This is a genomic window from Exiguobacterium sp. s5 (assembly GCF_018618075.1).
GTDB classification, from domain to species: Bacteria; Bacillota; Bacilli; order Exiguobacteriales; family Exiguobacteriaceae; genus Exiguobacterium; species Exiguobacterium mexicanum_A.
In genome coordinates, this window is record NZ_JACSLK010000001.1 from 299,212 (window position 1) to 319,466 (window position 20,255).

The 20,255-nt window shown below is 54.3% G+C and carries 21 protein-coding genes; 10 read left to right on the top strand and 11 right to left on the bottom strand.

All coding sequences use genetic code 11. The features are described from left to right. The first annotated feature begins 70 nt into the window (after positions 1–70). The 6 genes from KNP60_RS01675 to KNP60_RS01700 are packed head-to-tail and all read left to right on the top strand — an operon-like array spanning position 71 to position 5,471. Positions 71–658 (top strand): glycerol-3-phosphate responsive antiterminator, encoded by a 588-nt coding sequence (locus tag KNP60_RS01675; RefSeq protein ID WP_021066164.1) that lies wholly within the window; start codon positions 71–73, stop codon positions 656–658. After that, the gene (locus KNP60_RS01680; RefSeq protein ID WP_214796730.1) at positions 655–1,746 is read left to right on the top strand and encodes an ABC transporter ATP-binding protein; all 1,092 of its coding nucleotides are present in this window, start codon (positions 655–657) and stop codon (positions 1,744–1,746) included. The genes KNP60_RS01675 and KNP60_RS01680 overlap by 4 nt, the downstream gene beginning before the upstream one ends. Further along, complete coding sequence (locus tag KNP60_RS01685) at positions 1,743–2,648, top strand: carbohydrate ABC transporter permease (protein ID WP_034779185.1); 906 nt, start codon at positions 1,743–1,745, stop codon at positions 2,646–2,648. The genes KNP60_RS01680 and KNP60_RS01685 overlap by 4 nt, the downstream gene beginning before the upstream one ends. Then, entirely contained in the window at positions 2,645–3,454 is an 810-nt protein-coding gene (locus tag KNP60_RS01690; protein WP_029594714.1) for a carbohydrate ABC transporter permease, read from the top strand. The genes KNP60_RS01685 and KNP60_RS01690 overlap by 4 nt, the downstream gene beginning before the upstream one ends. A gap of 15 nt (positions 3,455–3,469) precedes the next feature. Next, positions 3,470–4,786 (top strand): ABC transporter substrate-binding protein, encoded by a 1,317-nt coding sequence (locus KNP60_RS01695; RefSeq protein WP_214796731.1) that lies wholly within the window; start codon positions 3,470–3,472, stop codon positions 4,784–4,786. 1 nt (position 4,787) lies between these two features. Then, complete coding sequence (locus KNP60_RS01700; RefSeq protein WP_214796732.1) at positions 4,788–5,471, top strand: glycerophosphodiester phosphodiesterase; 684 nt, start codon at positions 4,788–4,790, stop codon at positions 5,469–5,471. Between the two features lie 23 nt (positions 5,472–5,494). Here KNP60_RS01700 and KNP60_RS01705 read toward each other — a convergent pair whose 3' ends face one another. Together KNP60_RS01705 and KNP60_RS01710 are read right to left on the bottom strand one after the other, a co-directional pair. Further along, on the bottom strand, positions 5,495–5,665 hold the full coding sequence (locus KNP60_RS01705; protein ID WP_214764341.1) for a hypothetical protein: 171 nt from the start codon (positions 5,663–5,665) through the stop codon (positions 5,495–5,497). Between the two features lie 49 nt (positions 5,666–5,714). Beyond that, positions 5,715–5,861, bottom strand: coding sequence for a hypothetical protein (locus tag KNP60_RS01710; RefSeq protein WP_214797008.1), 147 nt, complete (start codon positions 5,859–5,861; stop codon positions 5,715–5,717). Between the two features lie 246 nt (positions 5,862–6,107). Here KNP60_RS01710 and KNP60_RS01715 point away from each other — a divergent pair, with 246 nt between their 5' ends. After that, positions 6,108–7,550 carry a carbon starvation CstA family protein gene (locus KNP60_RS01715; RefSeq protein ID WP_214796733.1) on the top strand — a complete coding sequence of 481 codons (1,443 nt, stop codon included), beginning with the start codon at positions 6,108–6,110 and terminating at the stop codon, positions 7,548–7,550. A 30-nt stretch (positions 7,551–7,580) separates the two neighbouring features. Here KNP60_RS01715 and KNP60_RS01720 read toward each other — a convergent pair whose 3' ends face one another. From KNP60_RS01720 to KNP60_RS01735, 4 genes are all read right to left on the bottom strand, one after another. After that, positions 7,581–8,756 (bottom strand): sensor histidine kinase, encoded by a 1,176-nt coding sequence (locus KNP60_RS01720; protein WP_214796734.1) that lies wholly within the window; start codon positions 8,754–8,756, stop codon positions 7,581–7,583. A 204-nt stretch (positions 8,757–8,960) separates the two neighbouring features. Next, positions 8,961–9,677: a peptidoglycan DD-metalloendopeptidase family protein gene (locus tag KNP60_RS01725; RefSeq protein WP_029594720.1), complete on the bottom strand. Its 717-nt coding sequence runs from the start codon at positions 9,675–9,677 to the stop codon at positions 8,961–8,963. A 436-nt stretch (positions 9,678–10,113) separates the two neighbouring features. After that, positions 10,114–10,695 (bottom strand): YdhK family protein, encoded by a 582-nt coding sequence (locus KNP60_RS01730; RefSeq protein ID WP_029594721.1) that lies wholly within the window; start codon positions 10,693–10,695, stop codon positions 10,114–10,116. Positions 10,696–10,721: 26 nt separating this feature from the next. After that, on the bottom strand, positions 10,722–12,221 hold the full coding sequence (locus KNP60_RS01735; RefSeq protein ID WP_214796735.1) for a multicopper oxidase family protein: 1,500 nt from the start codon (positions 12,219–12,221) through the stop codon (positions 10,722–10,724). 283 nt (positions 12,222–12,504) lie between these two features. On the opposite strand from KNP60_RS01735, the gene KNP60_RS01740 reads away from it, so the two are divergent. Beyond that, the gene (locus KNP60_RS01740) at positions 12,505–14,361 is read left to right on the top strand and encodes a heavy metal translocating P-type ATPase (protein WP_483299260.1); all 1,857 of its coding nucleotides are present in this window, start codon (positions 12,505–12,507) and stop codon (positions 14,359–14,361) included. A 59-nt stretch (positions 14,362–14,420) separates the two neighbouring features. Then, positions 14,421–15,377 carry a F510_1955 family glycosylhydrolase gene (locus tag KNP60_RS01745; protein WP_214796736.1) on the top strand — a complete coding sequence of 319 codons (957 nt, stop codon included), beginning with the start codon at positions 14,421–14,423 and terminating at the stop codon, positions 15,375–15,377. Positions 15,378–15,414: 37 nt separating this feature from the next. On the opposite strand, the gene KNP60_RS01750 is transcribed toward KNP60_RS01745, so the two are convergent. From KNP60_RS01750 to KNP60_RS01760, 3 genes are read right to left on the bottom strand one after another with little or no spacing between them, the layout of a single operon-like run. Then, positions 15,415–16,809: a sensor histidine kinase gene (locus KNP60_RS01750; protein WP_214796737.1), complete on the bottom strand. Its 1,395-nt coding sequence runs from the start codon at positions 16,807–16,809 to the stop codon at positions 15,415–15,417. Continuing rightward, positions 16,806–17,483: a response regulator transcription factor gene (locus KNP60_RS01755; RefSeq protein WP_214792256.1), complete on the bottom strand. Its 678-nt coding sequence runs from the start codon at positions 17,481–17,483 to the stop codon at positions 16,806–16,808. The genes KNP60_RS01750 and KNP60_RS01755 overlap by 4 nt, the downstream gene beginning before the upstream one ends. A gap of 54 nt (positions 17,484–17,537) precedes the next feature. Further along, entirely contained in the window at positions 17,538–18,986 is a 1,449-nt protein-coding gene (locus tag KNP60_RS01760) for a UDP-N-acetylmuramoyl-L-alanyl-D-glutamate--2,6-diaminopimelate ligase (RefSeq protein WP_214796738.1), read from the bottom strand. 175 nt (positions 18,987–19,161) lie between these two features. On the opposite strand from KNP60_RS01760, the gene KNP60_RS01765 reads away from it, so the two are divergent. Further along, positions 19,162–19,665 (top strand): DUF305 domain-containing protein, encoded by a 504-nt coding sequence (locus KNP60_RS01765; RefSeq protein ID WP_214796739.1) that lies wholly within the window; start codon positions 19,162–19,164, stop codon positions 19,663–19,665. 13 nt (positions 19,666–19,678) lie between these two features. On the opposite strand, the gene KNP60_RS01770 is transcribed toward KNP60_RS01765, so the two are convergent. Together KNP60_RS01770 and KNP60_RS01775 are read right to left on the bottom strand one after the other, a co-directional pair. Beyond that, positions 19,679–19,882: a hypothetical protein gene (locus KNP60_RS01770; RefSeq protein ID WP_214796740.1), complete on the bottom strand. Its 204-nt coding sequence runs from the start codon at positions 19,880–19,882 to the stop codon at positions 19,679–19,681. A gap of 89 nt (positions 19,883–19,971) precedes the next feature. After that, entirely contained in the window at positions 19,972–20,157 is a 186-nt protein-coding gene (locus tag KNP60_RS01775; protein ID WP_214753760.1) for a hypothetical protein, read from the bottom strand. Positions 20,158–20,255: the final 98 nt, after the last annotated feature.

The following is a 20,255-nucleotide window of genomic DNA, read 5'->3' on the forward strand; positions in this document are numbered from 1 at the left end:
CCAACAGAAGCCCGTACGTCGATGACGTCCTGTTTCTGTTGGTCCTTTTTTCTAGGGAAGGATGATTCAAGTGAATGAAACACTTCGCACGATCGGACAAGAGAAGATGATCGCCTCCATCAAATCACCGAAACAACTCGAGAAGTTCCTGCAGTCGGACGTGACGACGACGTTCCTCATGATGGGGACGCTCAGCACGCTCGACCGCTACGTCGCCCATTTGAAGCGTGAGAATCGGACCGTGTTCCTGCACGCCGAACGCATCAACGGCATCAGCCTCGACCGGGACGGCATCGACTATTTGGCGAAACGGGTCGGCGCCGACGGGATTGTGACGACGAAGGCGTCTGTCATCCAACACGCCAAACGGGCCGGCCTGATGACGGTGCAGCGCCTGTTCCTCGTCGACTCGGACGCCATCACCTCAGGCATCAAGATGGCGAAAGACCAACAGCCGGACGCGCTCGAACTGATGCCGGGTCTCATCCCGAGTGTCATCGAGCACGTCGCGGAACACGTCTCGTTGCCGATTGTGACAGGCGGGATGATCCGGAAACCGATTCACGTGCATGAAGCCCTGTCCCACGGGGCGTTCGCCGTCTCGACCGGGGACGAGCGGCTTTGGGCGTCGCAAGGAATGAAGGAGGACATCATATGAAATCGATTCAACTGCAGAACATCAAAAAGTCATACGACGAGACGGAAGTCATCCGTGGCATCGACGTGACGATCGAGGCGGGTGAGTTCTTCGCCCTCGTCGGACCGTCGGGCTGTGGCAAGAGCACGATGCTCCGGATGATCGCCGGGCTCGAATCGATCACGAGCGGGACGCTCCGCATCGACGGCGTCGCCGCGAACGAACTGAAACCGAGCGAGCGGCAACTATCGATGGTATTCCAAAACTATGCGCTCTATCCGCACATGACCGTCGAGAAAAACATCACGTTCGGGTTACATACGAAAGGACTGACGAAGCTCGAGCAGCGTGAACGTTGCTTGGAAGCGGCCGATACGCTCGGACTGACCGACTATTTGAAGCGGAAGCCGCGCGAACTGTCGGGCGGGCAACGGCAACGGGTCGCACTGGCCCGGGCCATCGTGACCGAGTCGCCGATTTGCCTCATGGACGAGCCGCTCTCGAACTTGGACGCGAAACTTCGGGCCAAGATGCGCTCGGAGATCCGGCAGCTGCAACGCAAGTTCAAACTGACGATGATTTACGTCACGCACGACCAAGTCGAGGCGATGACGATGGCCGACCGGATGATGCTGTTGAACGATGGCCAGGTCCAACAAGTCGGTCAACCGCTCGATTTGTACAATAAGCCGGCGAACACGTTCGTCGCCTCGTTCATCGGGTCACCGCCGATGAATTTGACGTCGGTGCAACGGAGTGACAAGGGCTGGGTCGCCTCGGACGGGCGTCTATTCCACCCGAACACGCTGACGCGAGAAGATACGGCGACGCTCGGCATCCGGCCGGAACAAATCACGCCGGCGAAAGACGAGATCACGTTCTACGCCGAACTGAAAAATATCGAAGTGCTCGGCACGGAGACGATTCTCGCCTTCGATATGGGCGGCGTCGAATGGCTCGCCAAATGGCCCGGACAATGGCCGCTCGCGATTGGGGAGAAAATTGCCTGTTACGTCGACCCGAAACAGATGTCACTGTTTGACGCGACGGGGAATCGCATCGAACCGCGGCAACCGAAACTGTTCGAGGCGCTGGAGGTGTTCCAATGACGGTCGCCCTTCCGAGACAACGCGTCCGGACCCGATTATCGGACGCGACGAGCGGACTCCTCTACTTGTCCCCGTCGATCGCGTTATTTGGGATCTTTCTCGTCTATCCGTTGTTCCGGACGATTTACTTGAGCTTCTTTCAAACGGACACGCAAGGGACGCCGCTCAGTTACGTCGGCGGCGAGCATTACGCCAAACTGTTCACGAGCGCCTCGTTTTGGCAGAGCATCCAGGCGACGGTCGGCTTCGTTCTGTTGACCGTCCCGCTCACAATCATCATCGCGCTCGGGCTCGCGCTCCTCGCCAACGAGAAGCTGCGCGGGATTGGCATCTTCCGGACGGCATTCTCGGCGACGATGGGGATGAGCGTCGCAGCCTCGTCGGTCATTTGGATGTTCATGTACAACCCGTCCATCGGTATCTTCAATCGCTTCTTGGAAGCGGTTGGGGCAAGCGGGGTGCAGTGGCTCCTTGACCCGCAGTACGCGCTCTTATCCGTGTCGCTCGCGACCGTCTGGATGAATATCGGCTTCACGTTCTTGATTCTCCTCGGCGGGCTGCAAAACATCGACCGGACATTGTATGAGAGTGCGGACATCGCCGGAACCGGATATTGGACCCAGCTCCGGGCCATCACGATCCCGATGCTGTCCCCGACGCTCTTCTTCGTCGGCATCATCTCGCTCATCAATGCGTTCCAGACGTTCGGACAAATCGATTTGCTCACGAAAGGCGGACCGACGAACTCGACGAACGTCATCGTCTACGCCATCTATAAGGACGCGTTCATCAACTATAACGTCGGCGGGGCGAGTGCGCAGGCCGTGCTCTTGTTCTTGACGGTCCTCCTGTTGACGTGGCTCCAGTTCAAGCTCGTCGAAAGGAAGGTGCATTACCAATGACGCTCCGGAAAGTAGTCACGTATACGCTCCTCGTCTTGAGCGCCGTCGTCATGCTGTTCCCGATTGCCTACGCGTTCTCGATCAGCCTGATGGACGGGAGCGAAGTGTTGAAAGGGAACCTCATCCCGCGCGACGTCACATTCGACAACTATGTCGCCGCGTTCGAACGAATCCCGCTCATGACGTACTTATGGAACAGTCTCGTCGTCGCACTCCTCGTCATGGTCGGCCAAGTCGTCTTGTCGAGTCTTGCCGCCTTCGCGTTCGTCTTCATCGACTTCAAAGGAAAAGGGCTCATCTTCATGCTCTTCCTCGCGACGATGATGGTGCCATGGGAAGCGACGATGGTACCGAACTTCTTGACGATCCAGTCGCTCGGCTGGCTCAACTCGGTGTGGGGGCTGTCGGTGCCATTCTTCGCGCTCGCGTTCGGGACGTTCCTGCTCCGGCAACAGTTCAAGACGATTCCGTACGAGATGTACGAGGCATCACAAATCGCCGGCATCAGCCGTTTCCGTTTCTTTTGGAACGTCGTCTTGCCGGTCTCGAAGACACCGCTCGTCACGTTGTCGGTATATAGCTTCTTGACGACATGGAACATGTACTTATGGCCGCTCCTCGTGACAAACACGGAGCAGGCACGCACGGTGCAAATCGGGATTAAACAGATGCAGTCGAACGAGGTCGCCTCGGATTGGGGCGTCGTCATGGCGGCGGTCATCTTGATTATCATCCCGACGCTGATGTTGTTATTCGCAGGACAAAAGCAGTTACAAGAAGGTTTGACACAAGGCGCGATCAAATAATAGGGGGAATATACGATGAAGAAGAAAGCATTATTCGCAGGGTTGGCCAGTTCGGTATTGTTGCTCGGGGCATGTGGTAGCGAAGAGGCGGAACCGGCCGCTTCGGCGACGGAGGACGGGAAGACGGAAGTCGTATTTTGGCATGCGATGAGCGGGGACTTAGAGACCGCGCTTAACAACCAAGTCGACGCCTTCAACGAGTCGCAAGAAGAGTATGAAGTGAAACCGGTGTTCCAAGGCACGTATGAAGAGGCGCTCACGAAGTTCAACGCCGTCGCGGGGTCACCGGACGCACCGGCTATCATGCAGACGTTCGAGGTCGGCACGAAATATATGATCGACTCGAACAAAATCACGCCGGTCCAAGAGTTCATCGACAAAGAAGACTTCGACACGAGCGTTTGGGAAGAGAACATCTTGAGCTATTATCAAGTCGACGGCAAGCAGTACTCGATGCCGTTCAACTCGTCGACACCGGTGCTCATCTACAACAAGGATGCGTTCGAACAAGCGGGACTCGACCCGGAGAAAGCGCCGCGCACATATGACGAGCTGAAGCAGGCGGCGAAGGCACTGACGACCGACACGACCGACGGCCAGACCGGCTTCACGATGCTCAACTACGGTTGGTTCTTCGAACAGCTCGTCGCCGCGCAAGGCGGGCTCTACGTCGACAACGACAACGGGCGCAGCGGTGCGCCGACAAAAGCGGTATTCGATGGGGCAGAAGGACAGAACGCCTTCAACTTGATCAAAGAGATGTACGACGACAAGACGTTCATGAACGTCGGCCAAAACTGGGACGACATGCGCGCCGCCTTCCAATCAGGGAAAGTCGCCATGTATCTCGACTCGTCGGCCGGGATTCGCACCGTCGCGGATAACGCCGACTTCGAGGTCGGAGCATCATACTTGCCGGTGCCGAACGAAGCGGAGCGTGAAGGCGTCATCATCGGCGGGGCCTCGCTCTGGATGGGTGACGGCATCGCCGACGAGACGAAGCAAGGTGCATGGGAGTTCATGAAGTATGCGGCGTCGAAAGAAGCACAGGCCAAATGGCACGTCGAGACGGGCTACTTCGCCATCAATCCGGAGGCGTATGACGAGCCGATCGTCAAAGAGATGTGGGCCGAGTACCCGCAACTGAAAGTGACGGTCGATCAATTGAGTGAGACGACAGCCTCACCAGCGACACAAGGCGCGCTCATCTCGACGTTCCCGCAGTCCCGTCAAAGCGTCGTCAATGCGATGGAGAGCCTATACCAAGGCGTATCGGTCGAAGAGGCGTTGAAGCGCGCGGCCGATGAGACAACTTCCACCTTGGGGCAGTGACATGTTGATTTACGGACACCGCGGCTATAGCGCCAAGTATCCGGAGAACACACTAAGCGCGTTCAAGGCGGCGTTGCCACATGTCGACGGCATCGAGCTCGACGTCCAATTGACGCGCGACGGACGCCTCGTCGTCATCCATGACGAGACGGTCGACCGGACGACGAACGGGAGCGGTTTCGTCAAAGACATGACGCTCCGGCAGCTCCGCTTGCTACGGACGGAGAGCGGGGAACGGATCCCGACGCTCGAGGAAGTGCTCGTCTTGCTCGAACCGACCGACGTCACGCTCAACATCGAGCTGAAGACGGACCGGTTCGACTATGACGGGATCGAGTATCTGACGTGGCTCGCCGTCACCGAGTTCAAGTTAGAAGAGCGCGTCGTTTTCTCCTCGTTCAACCCGGACACGCTCGTCCGGTTGCGGGATATCGCCCGCGAGGCGAGGATTGCCGTCCTGACAACTGATGGGCATCCGAATCTGGTTGAATTTGTGGAACGAGTCGGAGCCGAGGCCGTCCACGCCCAGCCGGAATTCACCGGGACAGTGGAGGCGGCGACGCTCCGCGAACAAAATCGGTTGCTACGTCTCTACACGATCAATGACCCGAGCGAGTTGCCGGACATGACTGGTGTCGACGCCATCATGACGGACGAGGTCGAGCGGTTTCAACGCATCAACTGAAAGAACCCCTTGAGAGACGACTCTCAAGGGGTTCTTTTCTGTTCATCTTTCTTCGGCGAATCACTAAAAGCGAAATATATCCCGACGCCAATCGCGAGCCCAATCAAGTAGTTGTCGAGGGCGATGGCTAACGAGATACCGATTGCGAGGGCGAGCGGGAAGGCATAGCTGCCGGTCGTCTGTTTATTGGACATAGAGAACTCCTCCTTTGTCCAATTTATACGGATGCCGCCTCAAAAAGTTTCAAGCCTTCTTCTTCGTCCCTTGGAACGCGAAGAACATCGCGATGCCGCCCCCGAGTCCGAGCCACCAGTTATCGAACAACAGACCGAAGATGAGGACAAAGGCGATGGCGACCGGGAGTGCTAAAAATCCACGTTGACGTTTCACAAAAATCATCCTTTCTGCTTCTCTCTGTTCGACTGTTCCCGGTTTCGAATCATTTCATTCTAAAAGCAAGCGTTTTCATGAAAACGGCTCAACGCCAACGTTTGTCTAAACGATGAACAGTTATATTTTCATGTGAAATTGTGAGCAAATTCATCTATTCAACGGCCGGGGACCCTGCTATATTAATCATGTGATACATTTCACATGAAGAAATCATAAATCACTTATATATAGGAGGACCACCCGATGGTTACATTTTTCATTGCTTTAGGATTATTATTGCTCGGTTATCTCGTCTACGGCCGGTACGTCGAGAAGACGTTCGGGATCAAAGAAGAGCGGACGACGCCCGCCTATGCGTCACAGGACGGCGTCGACTACGTGCCGATGGGGACGAAGCGCAACTCGATGATTCAACTGTTGAACATCGCCGGGGTCGGTCCGATCTTCGGGCCGATCATGGGTGCCTTGTATGGCCCGGTCGCATTCCTGTGGATCGTTCTCGGTTCCATCTTCGCCGGCGCGGTGCATGACTATTTGACCGGGATGATTTCGCTTCGCAACAATGGGGCGCACTTGCCGCAACTCGCTGAGAAGTTCCTCGGTCGGTCGCTCCGCCACGTCGTCAACGGCTTCGCGTTGCTGTTGTTGCTCTTAGTCGGGACCGTGTTCGTCACGTCACCGGCCAATATGATCAACAACTTGTTCGACGGCAACGGCTCGACGCTCGCCATCGTCACGTTCGGCATCTTTGCCTACTACATCTTGGCGACACTGCTCCCGGTCGATAAAATCATCGGCCGCATCTATCCGTTCTTCGGGGCGCTTCTCTTGTTGAGCGCCGTCGGCATCGCCGTCAGTCTATTCACGCAAGGCTATCAAGTCCCAGAGATGACGTTGACGAACATGCATCCGGACGGCTTGCCGCTCTGGCCGCTCATCTTCTTCACCATCTCGTGCGGGGCACTGTCAGGCTTCCATGCCACGCAGTCACCGATCATCTCGCGGACGACGATGAAAGAGAGCAACGGTCGCAGCATTTTTTACGGCATGATGATCGTCGAAGCGGTCATCGCCATGATCTGGGCGGCTGCCGCCATGGCCATCTTCGAGCCGGGTGAACTGCTCGCCATGATCAATGCCGGCACGCCGGCGCTCGTCGTCCAAGAAGTGGCGACGCTCATGCTCGGCAGCATCGGCGGCACGCTCGCCATCCTCGGTGTCATCGTCTTGCCGATCACGTCGGGCGACACGGCGTTCCGGAGTGCCCGCATGATCATCGCCGACTACTTGAACATCGTCCAGAAGAAGTTCACGTCACGGTTGTGGATCGCGCTCCCGCTCTTCGTCCTGTCATTCATCTTGACGAAAGTCGACTTCCGTCTGTTGTGGCAATACTTCAACTGGGCCAACCAGACGACGGCGGTCATCGCTTTGTTCGTCGGTGCGACGTACTTGTATATCAAAGGACGGAACTACTGGATCGCCTTGTTGCCCGGGACGTTCATGTTGTATGTCGTCTGGTTCTACATTTTGACGGCTCCGATCGGCTTCGAGATGGACGGGGTGCTCCCGTATGTTTTGGCCACAATCGGCACGGTCACACTGTTCGGCTTGTTCTTCCGCCACGCGAAAGCGATGCGTGAACAAGGGCTCGAGTGCGACATATCAAGCGATCAAGCAGCATGACAAAAGGGTTTGGCCTCGGCCAAACCCTTTTTAGTCGGTTGTCTCTTGTTCCGTGAGCAGTGTCGTACTCGTTGTGCTGTGGGAATACAGATAGATGGAGAACGTCGTTCCTTCTCCGTACACTGAGTCGGCGTGAATGCCCCAACCGTGTGCCTCGGCGATCCGTTTGCAGATGCGGAGGCCGAGCCCGGTCCCTTTGATCGGACGGTGGGCGTCCGAGTCGACGCGGTAGTATTCGTCGAACACGTACGGGATGGCGTCGCTCGGGATGCCGATCCCCGTGTCCCGTACCGACAGGACGTACGTGTCGCCCTCGGTCGCCATCTCGACATAGACCGTGCCGCCGTCCGGAGAGTACTTAATGGCGTTGCCAATCAAGTTGTGAAGCAACTGCAACAGTTTTTCCTCGTCGGCCTCGATCGTCACGTCGTCGGCTGACAAGATGACGTCGTGCTGGGGAGAAGTTGCCTTGTAGTGGGCGACGACGTCCTCGAGCACCGGTCGCAAGGCGAACGTCGACAGCGATAACAGCTCTTCGGAATAGTTCACCCGCTGATAGTCGAGGAAGTTGTCGACGAGGCGCTCGAGCCGCTCGGCTTCCCGTTTGACGAGCGTCAACATCCCGTGCGTCTTGTCGTTATCGCTATGCTGGTACATGAGCAGTTCGGCATAGCCGTTAATGGCTGTGAGCGGCGAGCGGAACTCGTGGGACAGCTCGGCGAGGAAAGCATCCTTCTGCTCCTCGAACCGAATGGCGTCGGTGACGTCCCGCCACATGATGAACACGCCACGCGGGGTGTGCGTGAAGTTCGAAATGAGTTGCATCGTCCGCTCGCCGATGCGGAGCGACTTCGCATCCATGCTCGGGCAACAGCCGAACCGGTTCGTCAACAGCTCGTCCCAAAACAGCGTCACGTCGGTCATATCGGCCCCGTTCCGCTCGAACGTCTCATAAAAGAAACGGGTCATATCGTCCATGCTTGGAAAGCGACGGGTCTCCATCGATGGACAGATGACGCGGAGCTGTTCATTCGAATACAGATGGTTCCGTGTGAAGTCGATATAGCAGACGGCGTCCTGCACCTCTTCGACGAGCGAGGCGATCGGGAAGGCGTGAGGGGAGCGGGCGCGCTTCGTCACGACGGATCGACTGCTCGCGGACCGTCCATGATTTCGCCGTGCCGGATAAAATGACTTTCGATTCATGAGAGAACCTCCTTTCCATCAAAGGTTATATTATGAAAGTAAGTAAGTGCGTAGCATTCCCATTCATTATACGATATTCCGGCTTAATTCCCTATACCACCCATGGGCCTAGCTAAAAACCGGTCATGATCGGGACACTTGGACGATTCGGTCTCGATTCTAGGAAAAAACGCCTCCCTCGAGGATGCGAGGAAGGCGTCAGGCTTAGAAGAACGTGTATGGGTTGACGCTATTGGCAGCCGTTGAGCTGCTATAGACGTATTTGTTTTTATGGACCTCGAAGTGGAGATGGTTCCCGAACGAGTTGCCGGTGTTGCCGACCGTACCGATTTTCCCACCCTTGGCGACCTTCTGTCCTTTGACGACGTTCAAGCGGTCCAAGTGGGCGTAGACGGTCGTATAGGCTTGACCGTTGATCGTGTGTGAAACCATGACGTGGTTGCCGTAGGCGCCGTAGTTCCGGGCGACGATGACTTGGCCGTATGCTGCCGATTGAACCGTCGTGCCTTTGGCGGCCGCCAAATCGATGCCGTTATGGAACGTGTAGCCATATTTTCCGCTCGCCGGGCCGTACCCTTGCGTCAACGTACCTTTTGTCGGCATGAGGAGCTTGCCCGCTGTCGCCGTTTGGAGTGATGTGCTGCTATATTTTTTTACATATGTACTCGAGACGTATTTTGTACTGCCGTTATAATTGATTTTCGTCCATGAACCGGTCGCGCCGAGATAGGTGAACGTTTGGCCGAGTTTGGCACTGCCGACTTTTTGGTAAGACGTCGATGGGCCGCTCCGCACGTTCAGGACATTCGTCGTGACTTTGACTTTATACGATGTAGCTGCCTCTACCGGTGTCGAAGCGGGAAGTGTCAAGCCGGAAACAAGAAGGGCGCCTAATGTAATCGTCATCAGTTGTTTTTTCATAGTATGGTAAATCCTTTCAATTATGTAACAATGCGACAGAACAATGATAATTACCTTACAAAAAAATTTTACCATCAAAAAATAGATTCTAATATGTCATTTATATTTCAAAAAAGTATAATCGTTATGAAAACGACAGTGTAGTGGGAAAAGTCGAGTTATACCAACGTGATTGAGACATACAACGTTTTGTTGGTAAAAGAATATATGCCTAATATTCAAAAAAACTCCGATTTCTCATAGTTTAGCTTTTGAAAAACAGGGTAATTTTAATTAGTTTGGCCTAAATAAAAAAGACCGATGAGAATCAGCCGCTTTTGTCAGTCCTTTCCTTGAAGTGCTTCCTCTATACATAAGAAAAACCGAGGCATGCGCCCCGGTTTAGCGTGTCTGCCCTTACGGAGAAGGCGTGATCACGTTCAGATGAATATTTCGATTATGGTGCCGACAGTTCTTCCTCGGTGACCCATTTATGATTGGTCACTTCTTCACCTGATTCTAACGTGAAGTCGACCATATAGACGGTCGTCTTTTCAGCCGAATCGACGGTTGCCGTCGTGCCGCCCATTCCTTCCATATGTTCAGCCTCGACATCGATCTCATCGCCGACCTCATATGGTTCGGTCGTGGCGTTTTTGACTTCTTCATGGATAATCCATTTATGGTCTTCGATACGTTCACCCCCATGCGTCGGATCATACGAGATGCTGTATACGACCGTGTCGTAAGCACCGACAATCGTCGCTTCGGCTCCTTCCATACCTGGCATATGGGCTTCTGTGATGATGGCCGTGTCACCGACCGCGAACGTCGGGTTCTCCGCTGACTTCAAGCCTTCGGGGACGTCACCAGACCCGGACATATCCATTCCTGAATGGTCGTTTCCGTCCATCGTCTCTTCCATCTGGTCATTCATGTTCGTGTCATTGTTCGTCGTTTCATCTTCGCCGCAAGCAACGAGCAAACCGCTCAGTGAGAGTGCCATCGTCATCATTCCAAGTTTTTTGTTTATCTTCATTCCTATTCCCTCCAATTAACGTGTGATTAGTTTACTTTCAACTGTCCCATCATCCCGTTTTCTTCATGTTCCAGGATGTGGCAGTGATACATGAACGTCCCTGTCTCCCGAAACGTCATTTCAATTTTTACTTTTTCGCCCGGTGCGACAGCGACCGTATCTTTCCAACCGCGTTCGTTGTCAGGCGGGGGTTGGCCGTCCCGTTCAAGTATCCGGAATTGGACGCCGTGGACGTGGAACGGGTGGGTCATCCCGCCCATCATGTCTTCTCGATTATAAATTTCCCATATCTCGGTCGAACCTTGTTGGACATTGATGTCGATTCGATCGGGATCGAATTGTTTGCCGTCAATCGACACCATGTTGCCCATCCCGAACAACGTGAGGCGTCGGTCGGCAACGCTTGATTCGTTAGACGCAGACGTTCCGTCAAAGGCATCGCTCCATTCGCCGTCTTGATCGACCTCGTCACGCACCGTGAACGTCGTGAACGGAATCCCATCCGCTTGAAGAGCGAGATCGTCTCCGAGCGACAAGTCTGAGAAGTCGATTAATATCTCGGCACGTTCGCTAGGTGTGAGCGTCAACGTTTTGAGTGGTACGGGTTTGTCGAGCAACCCGCCGTCGGTCGCGATTTGAGTGAATGACGATCCGTTCGATAATGAGAAGTCGATGTTCCGAGCGTTAGAGCCGTTGACGAGACGGACGCGTAACGTGTTCGTGGTCACGTCGAACGTCGTATTGATGGCTCCGTTCGCAATCAACGTATCGCCGACCGTGCCATCGACGTTCATCTGGCGATCGTAATCGAGTTGTCCGTCGTCTGTGAAGAGACGGTCTTGGACGATGAGCGGGATGTCATCGACACCGTACTCGTTTGGCAACCCGTTCTCCGCTTGGTCCGTTACGTACAAGAGTCCGGCCAAACCAAGGTATACTTGTTCGGCCGTTGCGCCCATCGGATGCGGATGGAACCAAAGCGTGCCCGGTTCTTGGTCAATCTCGAGACGAACTTGTTTTTGCTCACCGGGGCCAATCAGGTGGTGCGGTCCGCCGTCTTCTTCTCCAGGGATGACGAGACCGTGCCAATGGAAAGAGGTCGGCTCGGCGAGCTGATTGATCGTGTCGATATACACGGTCTTCCCAGCCGGCAACTCAATCATTGGGCCGAGTAAAGTCCCGTTATAGCCAAGCGTCTCGGTGTTGACGCCTTCGTCGAAGAAGCGATGCTCGCCACGTTCAGTGCGGACCGTATAATAAAGCGCCTCGTCTGTGACGCGGTCAGGTTGTAGCCGTTTCGGAATCGGAAGCGGTTGAGCTGGTTCGTCGGAGGTGATGAGGTCAATCGTGTTCCCACGTCCCATCCCACCATTGCCGTGCATCATGCCGCCATTGTCCCGATCTCCCATGAATGATCCGTTTCCCATCATCCAGCCTCCAGGAGCGAACGTGAACAACAGGAGGAGCAGTCCAATCACGATACTTACGATAACCATCCCGATAATCCATTTCATGACGCGGTTCATAAGGCATCATCCTTTCTAGTTAAAGCGAGAACCTATTTAGTTATACCAACAACTTATGAAATTTTTGTTAAACGGGAAATTTAGTTTTTATATACTGCATAGGGGTATATGGTATACATAGGAGGTGGTCAACGTGGAACATTCACACCACGCGTCATCTCATCATGAACACGGAGAAGCGCATGACTCGCACGCCGGCGGACATGAAGGGATGATTGAAGAGTATAAGCGTCGATTTTTCGTCTCGTTAGGACTGACGATTCCAATCCTCATCTTGTCGGACATGATTCAAGAGTGGGCCGGTTTCGAACTTACGTTTACTTATGAAAAGCAGACGCTATTCGTGTTGGCGACGATCGTGTACGTCTATGGAGGGTGGCCGTTTTTGAAAGGGAGCATCGACGAATTGCGTCAACGAAACCCGGGGATGATGATGCTGATTGGACTGGCCATCAGCGTCGCGTACTTCTATAGTGTCGCTATCGTGTTCGGGTATGGGCATGGACATGACTTCTTTTGGGAGTTGGCGACGTTGATCGTGATCATGTTGCTCGGGCATTGGATTGAGATGCGCTCCATCATGGGTGCCTCGAACGCGTTGCAACAGCTCGTTCGTCTATTACCGAGTGTGGCGCACCGCATCAACGGGAGTGATATCGAAGACGTTCCCGTCTCGGCGCTCGCTGCGGGGGATTTGATTCTCGTCAAACCGGGCGAGCAGATCCCTGTCGACGGGGAACTGCTGAAAGGGCGGACGACGGTCGATGAGTCGATGTTGACCGGGGAGTCGATGCCCGTTGAGAAAGAAACGGGAGATGTCGTCATCGCCGGGTCAATCAACCAAGAAGGAAGTATGACGATTTCAACGACGAGCACGGGAGAGAGCACATACTTGTCGAAAGTCATCGACTTGGTCAAAGAAGCACAGGAGTCCAAATCGAAAACGCAAAATCTGGCCAATCGGGCCGCCAAGCTGTTGTTCTATGTCGCCGTCGGGGCGGGTGTGCTGACGTTCGTCATTTGGCTCGCTCTCGGCTACTCGGTCAGTATGGCCGTCGAGCGAATGGTCACCGTCATGGTCATCTCATGTCCGCATGCGCTCGGCCTTGCGTCCCCGCTTGTCGTGGCGGTCTCGACGTCGCTATCCGCGAAGCGAGGGCTATTGATTCGAAACCGGACCCAGTTCGAGGAGGCACGTCATCTCGATGCGGTCATCTTCGATAAGACGGGCACACTGACGCAAGGTGATTTTGGGGTGACGGACATTGAAACCGCATCCTCGTATACGAACGATGAAGTGTTGCGTCTGGCTGCCGCCGTCGAGACGGCCTCGCAACATCCGCTCGCACGAGGGATTCTTCGTGAAGCGGAAGAGCGAGGTTTGACGTTACCTGAGGTCGTCGATTTCGCCTCCATCACGGGCGTCGGTCTAGAAGGTCGCGTGAATGGGGCACACGTTCAAGTCGTCAGTCCTCGTTTTATTCGCGAGCACGAGCTATCGATCGATGAAACGGCATTTGATCAGTTATCGGCCGCCGGGAAGACCGTCGTCTTCACGATTCGCGACGGGGAATTGGTCGGCATGATCGCCTTGGCGGACATGGTTCGCGATGAGGCGAAAGAGACGGTCCGAGCGTTGAGAGAGCGCGGTGTCCGCTCGATTATGCTCACCGGGGATAACCGGAAAGTGGCGAACTGGGTCGCCTCGCAACTTCACATCGATGAAGTGTACGCAGAAGTGCTACCGGATGATAAATCACGGCAAGTCCAAACCGTCCAAGCCGATGGCAGCAAAGTGGCGATGGTCGGGGACGGCATCAACGACGCACCGGCCTTGGCCCAAGCGGATGTCGGGATCGCCATCGGGAGCGGGACCGACGTCGCTGTCGAGACGGCCGATATCGTCCTTGTCCGGAGCAACCCGAAAGACGTGCTGTCGATTCTCGACTTGTCTCGCAACACGTACAACAAGATGATTCAGAATCTGTGGTGGGCCGCCGGCTATAACATCGTCGCCATCCCGCTCGCAGCGGGTGTGTTGGCACCGCTCGGCCTCATCTTGTCACCGGCCGTCGGTGCGGTGCTCATGAGCCTCAGTACGGTCATCGTCGCGCTCAATGCCCGGACGCTCAAGTTTTAACAATTCTTTCATCTTTAGTCTCTATAATGAGTAGGATGCTAAAGATGGAGGGAACTAGAATGAAACGAAAGCTATTCGTACCGATGTTCGTGACGACCGTATTACTTGCCTCGTGCGGTGCGGATCCGACAGAGGATCAGACCACTGCACCGGTTGTTGAGAAAGAGAAATCGACAACGGAACAGACGACAGACCGCTGGGAAGCGACAGCAGCAGGCACCGAAGTCTCCCATATTCACGGTGCCGGTTTTTGGCAAGACGGACGCCCGGTCATCGCGACGCATACGGGACTGATGGAATTCAGGGAAGACGGCTGGTACGAGTTGTCGTCGAACCGGCATGACTATATGGGCTTTGAGCTCGTCGCGGACGGCTTTTACGCGAGCGGTCACCCGGCGCAGGATTCGCCGTATAAGAATCCGCTCGGCGTCGTCCGTGGAACCGAGAAAGGCGAGACGCTCGAAATTCGTTCGCTAGAGGGCGAGGCCGATTTTCACTATATGAGTGCGGGCTTCGAATCCGAGAGCCTTTACGTGTATTTAGAACAAGCGACAAAAGAGCTCGCGCCAGGTTTTTATCGTTCGCTCGACGGCGGTGTCTCGTTTGAGCCGATGAAGATGGACGGGATCGAAGGTCGTGGCATCGCCGGTATCACGGCCGATGCGAGCGAAGCGAAACGTGTCTTCGTCTATGGACCGGATGGCATCCTCGTTTCAGACGACGGGGGAGATACGTTCGAACCGTTCAATGATCAAGGGAATATCGTCACCATGGCCACGGCAAAAGGACGACTGGCGTACATCACTGAACAGGACGCTTCGTTTGAATTGGTCGTCTCTGATTTGACCGACGAGACGGAGACGTCCGTCGACTTGCCGTCGATGAACGGTGACAACGTCCCGATTGAACTCGTGATGGAAGCAGAACGATTGTTGCTGGCGACGTCGGACAACAGTGTGTACGTCTTCGAAGACGAGGGATGGACGCAACTGTTGAAAGCGGGGAAGATGAACTGAAAAAATGGTCGGCGCCTGAGTCAGGGGCCGGCCATTTTTAGTGGAGTGGAAGCGTGATGGTAAACGTCGTCCCAGATTGGTCGGAGGCGACGGTCAACGTGCCGTCATGCAGACGAATGATTTGATGGGCGATGGCGAGTCCGAGGCCACTGCCTCCTGTCCGACGGGAACGTGATTTTTCGACCCGATACAGACGATCGAAGATGTAAGGCAGGTCCTCTTGTGGGATGCCTTTCCCGTCATCTTGAATGGTGAAATGAAGCGACTCATCCGCAAGCTGCATATCAAATCGGACGTGGCGTGCCTCGCTGTGTTCAATCGCATTGTGGGCGATGGAACGGAACACTTGTAAGATTCGACTTCGGTCCAACTGAAGGATGACGTCTGTTGCGCCGCAATCGGTCTGAGTTTTGAAGGCGATCGGCGTCACCCGGAACATCGTATCGAGCACTCTGCGTAAGTCTTCGCATAACTCACCTGCAGGCACGGTTTCGCGATGCAACGTGAACGTGTTCTCATCCAACTGGGCGAGTTGGAATGCATTTTCGACGAGTTCCGTCAGCGCTTGGCTCTCCTCAAGAATCGTTTGAATCGACTGTTCTTTTAACGGTCCTGGTGTTTGTGGTTTTGACGCGATCTCGGCATAGCCTTGCAGATACGTGAGCGGCGTCTTGATCTCATGGGCGAGGTCGGATAAAAATTGATTGCGCTCTTTACGAAGACGAACGAGTTCGAGCGACATCGCTTCAATCGAGCGGGCAAGTTCCCCGATCTCGTCTTCTCGAGTCGTCGGAAGCGTCAACGTTTCAGGATTCGTCAGTACGTTCTCGGTGGCTCGGCGCAACAGCTGAATCGGATTTGAAATCAAACGGCTCAGCAAAACGAACGTCAAAACGGTGATGACGAGCGCGATCCCTGTGATGTAGAGAAATCGGAGTTGGAGGCGATGGCTGATCTCGTGAATGATCTCGGTCGGGAGAAACATATACACATATCCGAAGCGGGTGTCGTCTTCCATGGCGTCAATCGGGGTCCGCACCGCGAGATACGGTTCGTTCTCCCAATCATTTTCGAGCACGATCGTTTCATTCATGTCCTCTCGGCTCGCTTCATCTTGAACGAGCGTCGCGAGCGGGTCGGGAAAGCGATTGGACGTCTGCAAAATCGAATGGTCGGGAGCGGTGATGGCGACTTTCGTATCGGTCTCACTTTCCATCGTCGCGACATGACCGATCGTCTCGGCATCAAAGCTCATCGAGAGTACGTTCGCATGACTCTCGGCCCGCGACTCGAGGCGATCGATTTCTTCGACGACGCGCTCACCGAGCAACGTGTGGTAAAGCAGTAAGAACAAGACACCTTCAATCAGCAATGTCGTCAACAAAAAAATCAAGCTGATTCGGAACGGGAGGCTGTTGCGTCGTAACGTCATGAGTCCGATCGCTCCTCGCTCCAGCGATACCCGCGTCCCCACACCGTCTTCAAATAGTCGTCAATTGGGAAGCCGGCCTCGCCGAGTTTGTCGCGAATCATACGGATATGGGCGTCGACCGTGCGTGGGTCCGATTCGGACGAATAAGGCCATACCAGGTCATATAAATCCATCCGGTTGTACAACCGGTTCGGATGTTGCAGAAACAACTTTAAGATGGCCGTCGCTTTTGGCGTCATGACGACTTCTTGTTCTTGATACAGGATGCGTCCGCTCGCTTCTTCATAGCGCAATTGTCCATAATTCACATTCGTGACGCGGCTCCGTCGTAACACTGCGCGAATCCGGGCCAACAACACGTTGCCTTCGAACGGTTTCGTGACATAGTCGTCAGCCCCGGCGTCCAATCCGCGGATCGTCGTCTCGCTATCCGAGCGGGCCGTCAATAAGACGACAGGTAGTTCGGCGTCGAGTGCTTTGATTTGGCGACACAACGTGATCCCGTCGACACCGGGCATCATGATATCCAACATGACCAAGTCCGGACGTTCAGATAGCAGCTCCATGGCTTCTCGTCCGTCCGCGGCCTCGATGCAAGTGTAGCCGTCCCCTTCGAGGAATAAGCGAAGGAGCCGTCTCATTTTTACTTCGTCATCGACAATCAAGATGTTCATCTGTTGTCCTCCTTTTGTTTTCGTCCATCGTTCCTACCAATTTCGAGAGTCGTGCTACGTTCTCCTTGTAAAGAACTGTCGGACAAGCTCCGATTCGTCGAACGGCACGAGGACGTCTTCGATGCGCTCGACGTGGTCATGTCCTTTCCCGAACAGGACCCCACAGTCATAGTCTACCATCCGCTCACAGAAGAAACGGATGGCTTCTTCGCGCTTGTCGAAATGGGCGAGTTCGGCAGACTGTCCATCCGCTAAATCGTCGAGGATTTGCTGGGGATTTTCATGGCGCGGGTCATGGACGGTCAAGATGAAGTCGGCGCCTGAAACAGCGACCACGTCGGTCATCATCCGACGTTTCATCCGGTCTCGCTCACCGGCGGCGCTGAGTAACACGAGCACACGAGAATGACGGGCCGTTAGCGATGTCACGACTTTTTCAATGGCATCCGGAGTATGTCCGTAGTCGATATAGACGGGTGTCGTGATGCCCGACACTTTCTCGAGTCGCCCGCTCGGCAAGGTTAAGTTCGAGAGGTGAGGGACAATCTCTTTTAAAGAGACACCCGTTTGAAGGACGATACTGATCGCACATAACGTGTTGTCGAGGTTATAGTCTTCTAGGAACGGGGGCGCAGACAACGCCGTCTCTCCGTCCATACGAACGATAAAACGGTCAGCTTCCGTCTGACCGGTTAAATCGGCTACAGACGAATGACGGCTGAACCTGAACCGCCTCGCGTGAGGTGGTGCGACGGACCGCATGAGCTCATGATACGGGTCGTCACCATTGACGATGCCGCAACCCACATCCGATAATTGCGCGAACAATTGGGCTTTCGTGTACGCATACGTCTCCATCGTGCCGTGGTAATCCAAATGGTCGTGCGACAGATTGAGAAACGAGGTCGTCTCGAATGACAAGTTCGCGATACGTCTCTCCGCGATGGATTGGGAAGATACCTCGATCAGACAATCCGTCACGCCGGCCTCGATCATGGTGTGGAGGTGGCGGTGGATGGTTAGCGAATCGGGTGTCGTGTTCGGTGTCTCGAACGTCTGACCGGAATAGGTGATACCGAGTGTGCCAATCAAGCCGGCGGATATGCCGAGTTGGTCGAACAGTTGATGTGCCAGGGCGGTCGTCGTCGTTTTTCCGTTCGTCCCGGTGACGCCATGAAGACGGAGTCGCGTCGATGGATGGTCATAGAACGCACTGGCGAGTTCAGCTAATGCATGTTTCGTATCTTTACAGTAGATGACAGGCACCCGGGCCTCGATCGGACGTTCGGCGATGATGGCCACGGCCCCGTTGTGGATTGCCTCGTTCACGTAGTCATGACCGTCACGTCGATACCCTGATATACAGACGAATAAAAAATTTTGTTTAATTTCTTTGGAGGAGAAGGAAATGCCTTCAATCATCGTTTCGGCAGGATTGTCTAAATACGTCCATGTCACAAGCTGTTTCAGCTCTGTCAACAGGTCTTGCAGGTTTTTTAACACGTCTTGATGTCTCCTTTGTCGGCAAAGTCCATTTTGACAGTATAGCCCCTGTTTGTGAAAAAGAAGTGAAATGGTAGGAACGCTCGCTCGACTAGATGAATCATGGGGTTTTAACGAAAAAAGAATAGGCAAAGGAATACGTAGAAGCAAATAAATAGAAAGGCAGGAGAGAACAATGAAACCTTATGCGAAATTCGGAGTGATGATTCTTGTGTCGACGTTCCTCATGTACTGGCTCATGTATTTGAACGTGTTCCAACTCGACCACATCTTCTTCAGTCAGACGCGTCTGTACATGGCGCTCATCATGGGCTCGGTCATGGCGTTCGTCATGTTGCTGTTCATGTGGGGCATGTACAAGAACAAGAAGCTGAACGCCATCATCTTGGGCGTGAGCGCGCTCGTCTTCGGCTTGTCGTTATGGCTCGTCCGGAGCCAGACGACGGTCGATGACGTCAGTTGGATGCGAGCGATGATCCCGCACCACTCCATCGCCATTTTGACGAGCGAACGGGCGGAAATCGAAGACCCGCGCGTGAAACAGTTGTCAGAAGAGATCATCAAAGCGCAAGAACGAGAAATCGCCGAGATGAAGCGATTGATCGAAGAGCTAGAACAAGAAGAAGAGGAAGCGAAGGCGGCTGAAGAAGCCGAAGCGCAAACAACAGCGGCCGAGTGATCGGCCGCTGTTGTCATGTGTCGGTAGGGAGTTGTGTCTCAATCAAGTCGACGGCAATCGTCAACGCCTGAATGCGACGTTTGGCGAGCGTCAGTTGCGCCTTGTAACGGGCGGGTTCGTCTTTTGCTTCGAGCGTCTTCACCGTCTCGTTCAGTTTGTGGAGAATCGAATCGATTTGACGTTTCGCCTCCGTCAGTTCTGTCGCTGAATAATCCATGTGACCTCCTAAATGATTTTTCCCCAGTGTACATAAGAAAAACCGAGGCGAGCGCCTCGGTTTAGTTTGTTGGCTAGACGCCCGGTTCCTCACTTTTTAGGCTTTTGGAATTGATTCAGAACGCCTTTGACTTTGTCCGCTAAAGAGTCGGAATGGCCGTCGTTGCGTTGATGAGTCGATTTGTCATCATTCATTTTCCCAGTTATTTCTTTCGCCTTGGCTGCAACTTGGTCAATGATGTGGTCATACTTACCGTTTTGTTTGTGATCAGACATAAGTCTAATTCCTCCTCGTAACAGGTCTTTAGTAAAGAGTTAACCAATTTTGAAGAAGGATAAACTTTTAAGGTCGAAAGAACTTATTTTCACATATT

Excerpts from the sequence above, each read along its gene's own strand:
- KNP60_RS01680 (WP_214796730.1), top strand. The coding sequence starts at position 655 with ATGAAATCGATTCAACTGCAGAACATCAAAAAGTCATACGACGAGACG.
- KNP60_RS01685 (WP_034779185.1), top strand. The coding sequence starts at position 1,743 with ATGACGGTCGCCCTTCCGAGACAACGCGTCCGGACCCGATTATCGGAC.
- KNP60_RS01690 (WP_029594714.1), top strand. The coding sequence starts at position 2,645 with ATGACGCTCCGGAAAGTAGTCACGTATACGCTCCTCGTCTTGAGCGCC.
- KNP60_RS01695 (WP_214796731.1), top strand. The coding sequence starts at position 3,470 with ATGAAGAAGAAAGCATTATTCGCAGGGTTGGCCAGTTCGGTATTGTTG.
- KNP60_RS01700 (WP_214796732.1), top strand. The coding sequence starts at position 4,788 with ATGTTGATTTACGGACACCGCGGCTATAGCGCCAAGTATCCGGAGAAC.
- KNP60_RS01705 (WP_214764341.1), bottom strand. The coding sequence starts at position 5,665 with ATGTCCAATAAACAGACGACCGGCAGCTATGCCTTCCCGCTCGCCCTC.
- KNP60_RS01715 (WP_214796733.1), top strand. The coding sequence starts at position 6,108 with ATGGTTACATTTTTCATTGCTTTAGGATTATTATTGCTCGGTTATCTC.
- KNP60_RS01720 (WP_214796734.1), bottom strand. The coding sequence starts at position 8,756 with ATGAATCGAAAGTCATTTTATCCGGCACGGCGAAATCATGGACGGTCC.
- KNP60_RS01725 (WP_029594720.1), bottom strand. The coding sequence starts at position 9,677 with ATGAAAAAACAACTGATGACGATTACATTAGGCGCCCTTCTTGTTTCC.
- KNP60_RS01730 (WP_029594721.1), bottom strand. The coding sequence starts at position 10,695 with ATGAAGATAAACAAAAAACTTGGAATGATGACGATGGCACTCTCACTG.
- KNP60_RS01735 (WP_214796735.1), bottom strand. The coding sequence starts at position 12,221 with ATGAACCGCGTCATGAAATGGATTATCGGGATGGTTATCGTAAGTATC.
- KNP60_RS01740 (WP_483299260.1), top strand. The coding sequence starts at position 12,505 with ATGATTCAAGAGTGGGCCGGTTTCGAACTTACGTTTACTTATGAAAAG.
- KNP60_RS01745 (WP_214796736.1), top strand. The coding sequence starts at position 14,421 with ATGAAACGAAAGCTATTCGTACCGATGTTCGTGACGACCGTATTACTT.
- KNP60_RS01750 (WP_214796737.1), bottom strand. The coding sequence starts at position 16,809 with ATGACGTTACGACGCAACAGCCTCCCGTTCCGAATCAGCTTGATTTTT.
- KNP60_RS01755 (WP_214792256.1), bottom strand. The coding sequence starts at position 17,483 with ATGAACATCTTGATTGTCGATGACGAAGTAAAAATGAGACGGCTCCTT.
- KNP60_RS01765 (WP_214796739.1), top strand. The coding sequence starts at position 19,162 with ATGAAACCTTATGCGAAATTCGGAGTGATGATTCTTGTGTCGACGTTC.
- KNP60_RS01770 (WP_214796740.1), bottom strand. The coding sequence starts at position 19,882 with ATGGATTATTCAGCGACAGAACTGACGGAGGCGAAACGTCAAATCGAT.
- KNP60_RS01775 (WP_214753760.1), bottom strand. The coding sequence starts at position 20,157 with ATGTCTGATCACAAACAAAACGGTAAGTATGACCACATCATTGACCAA.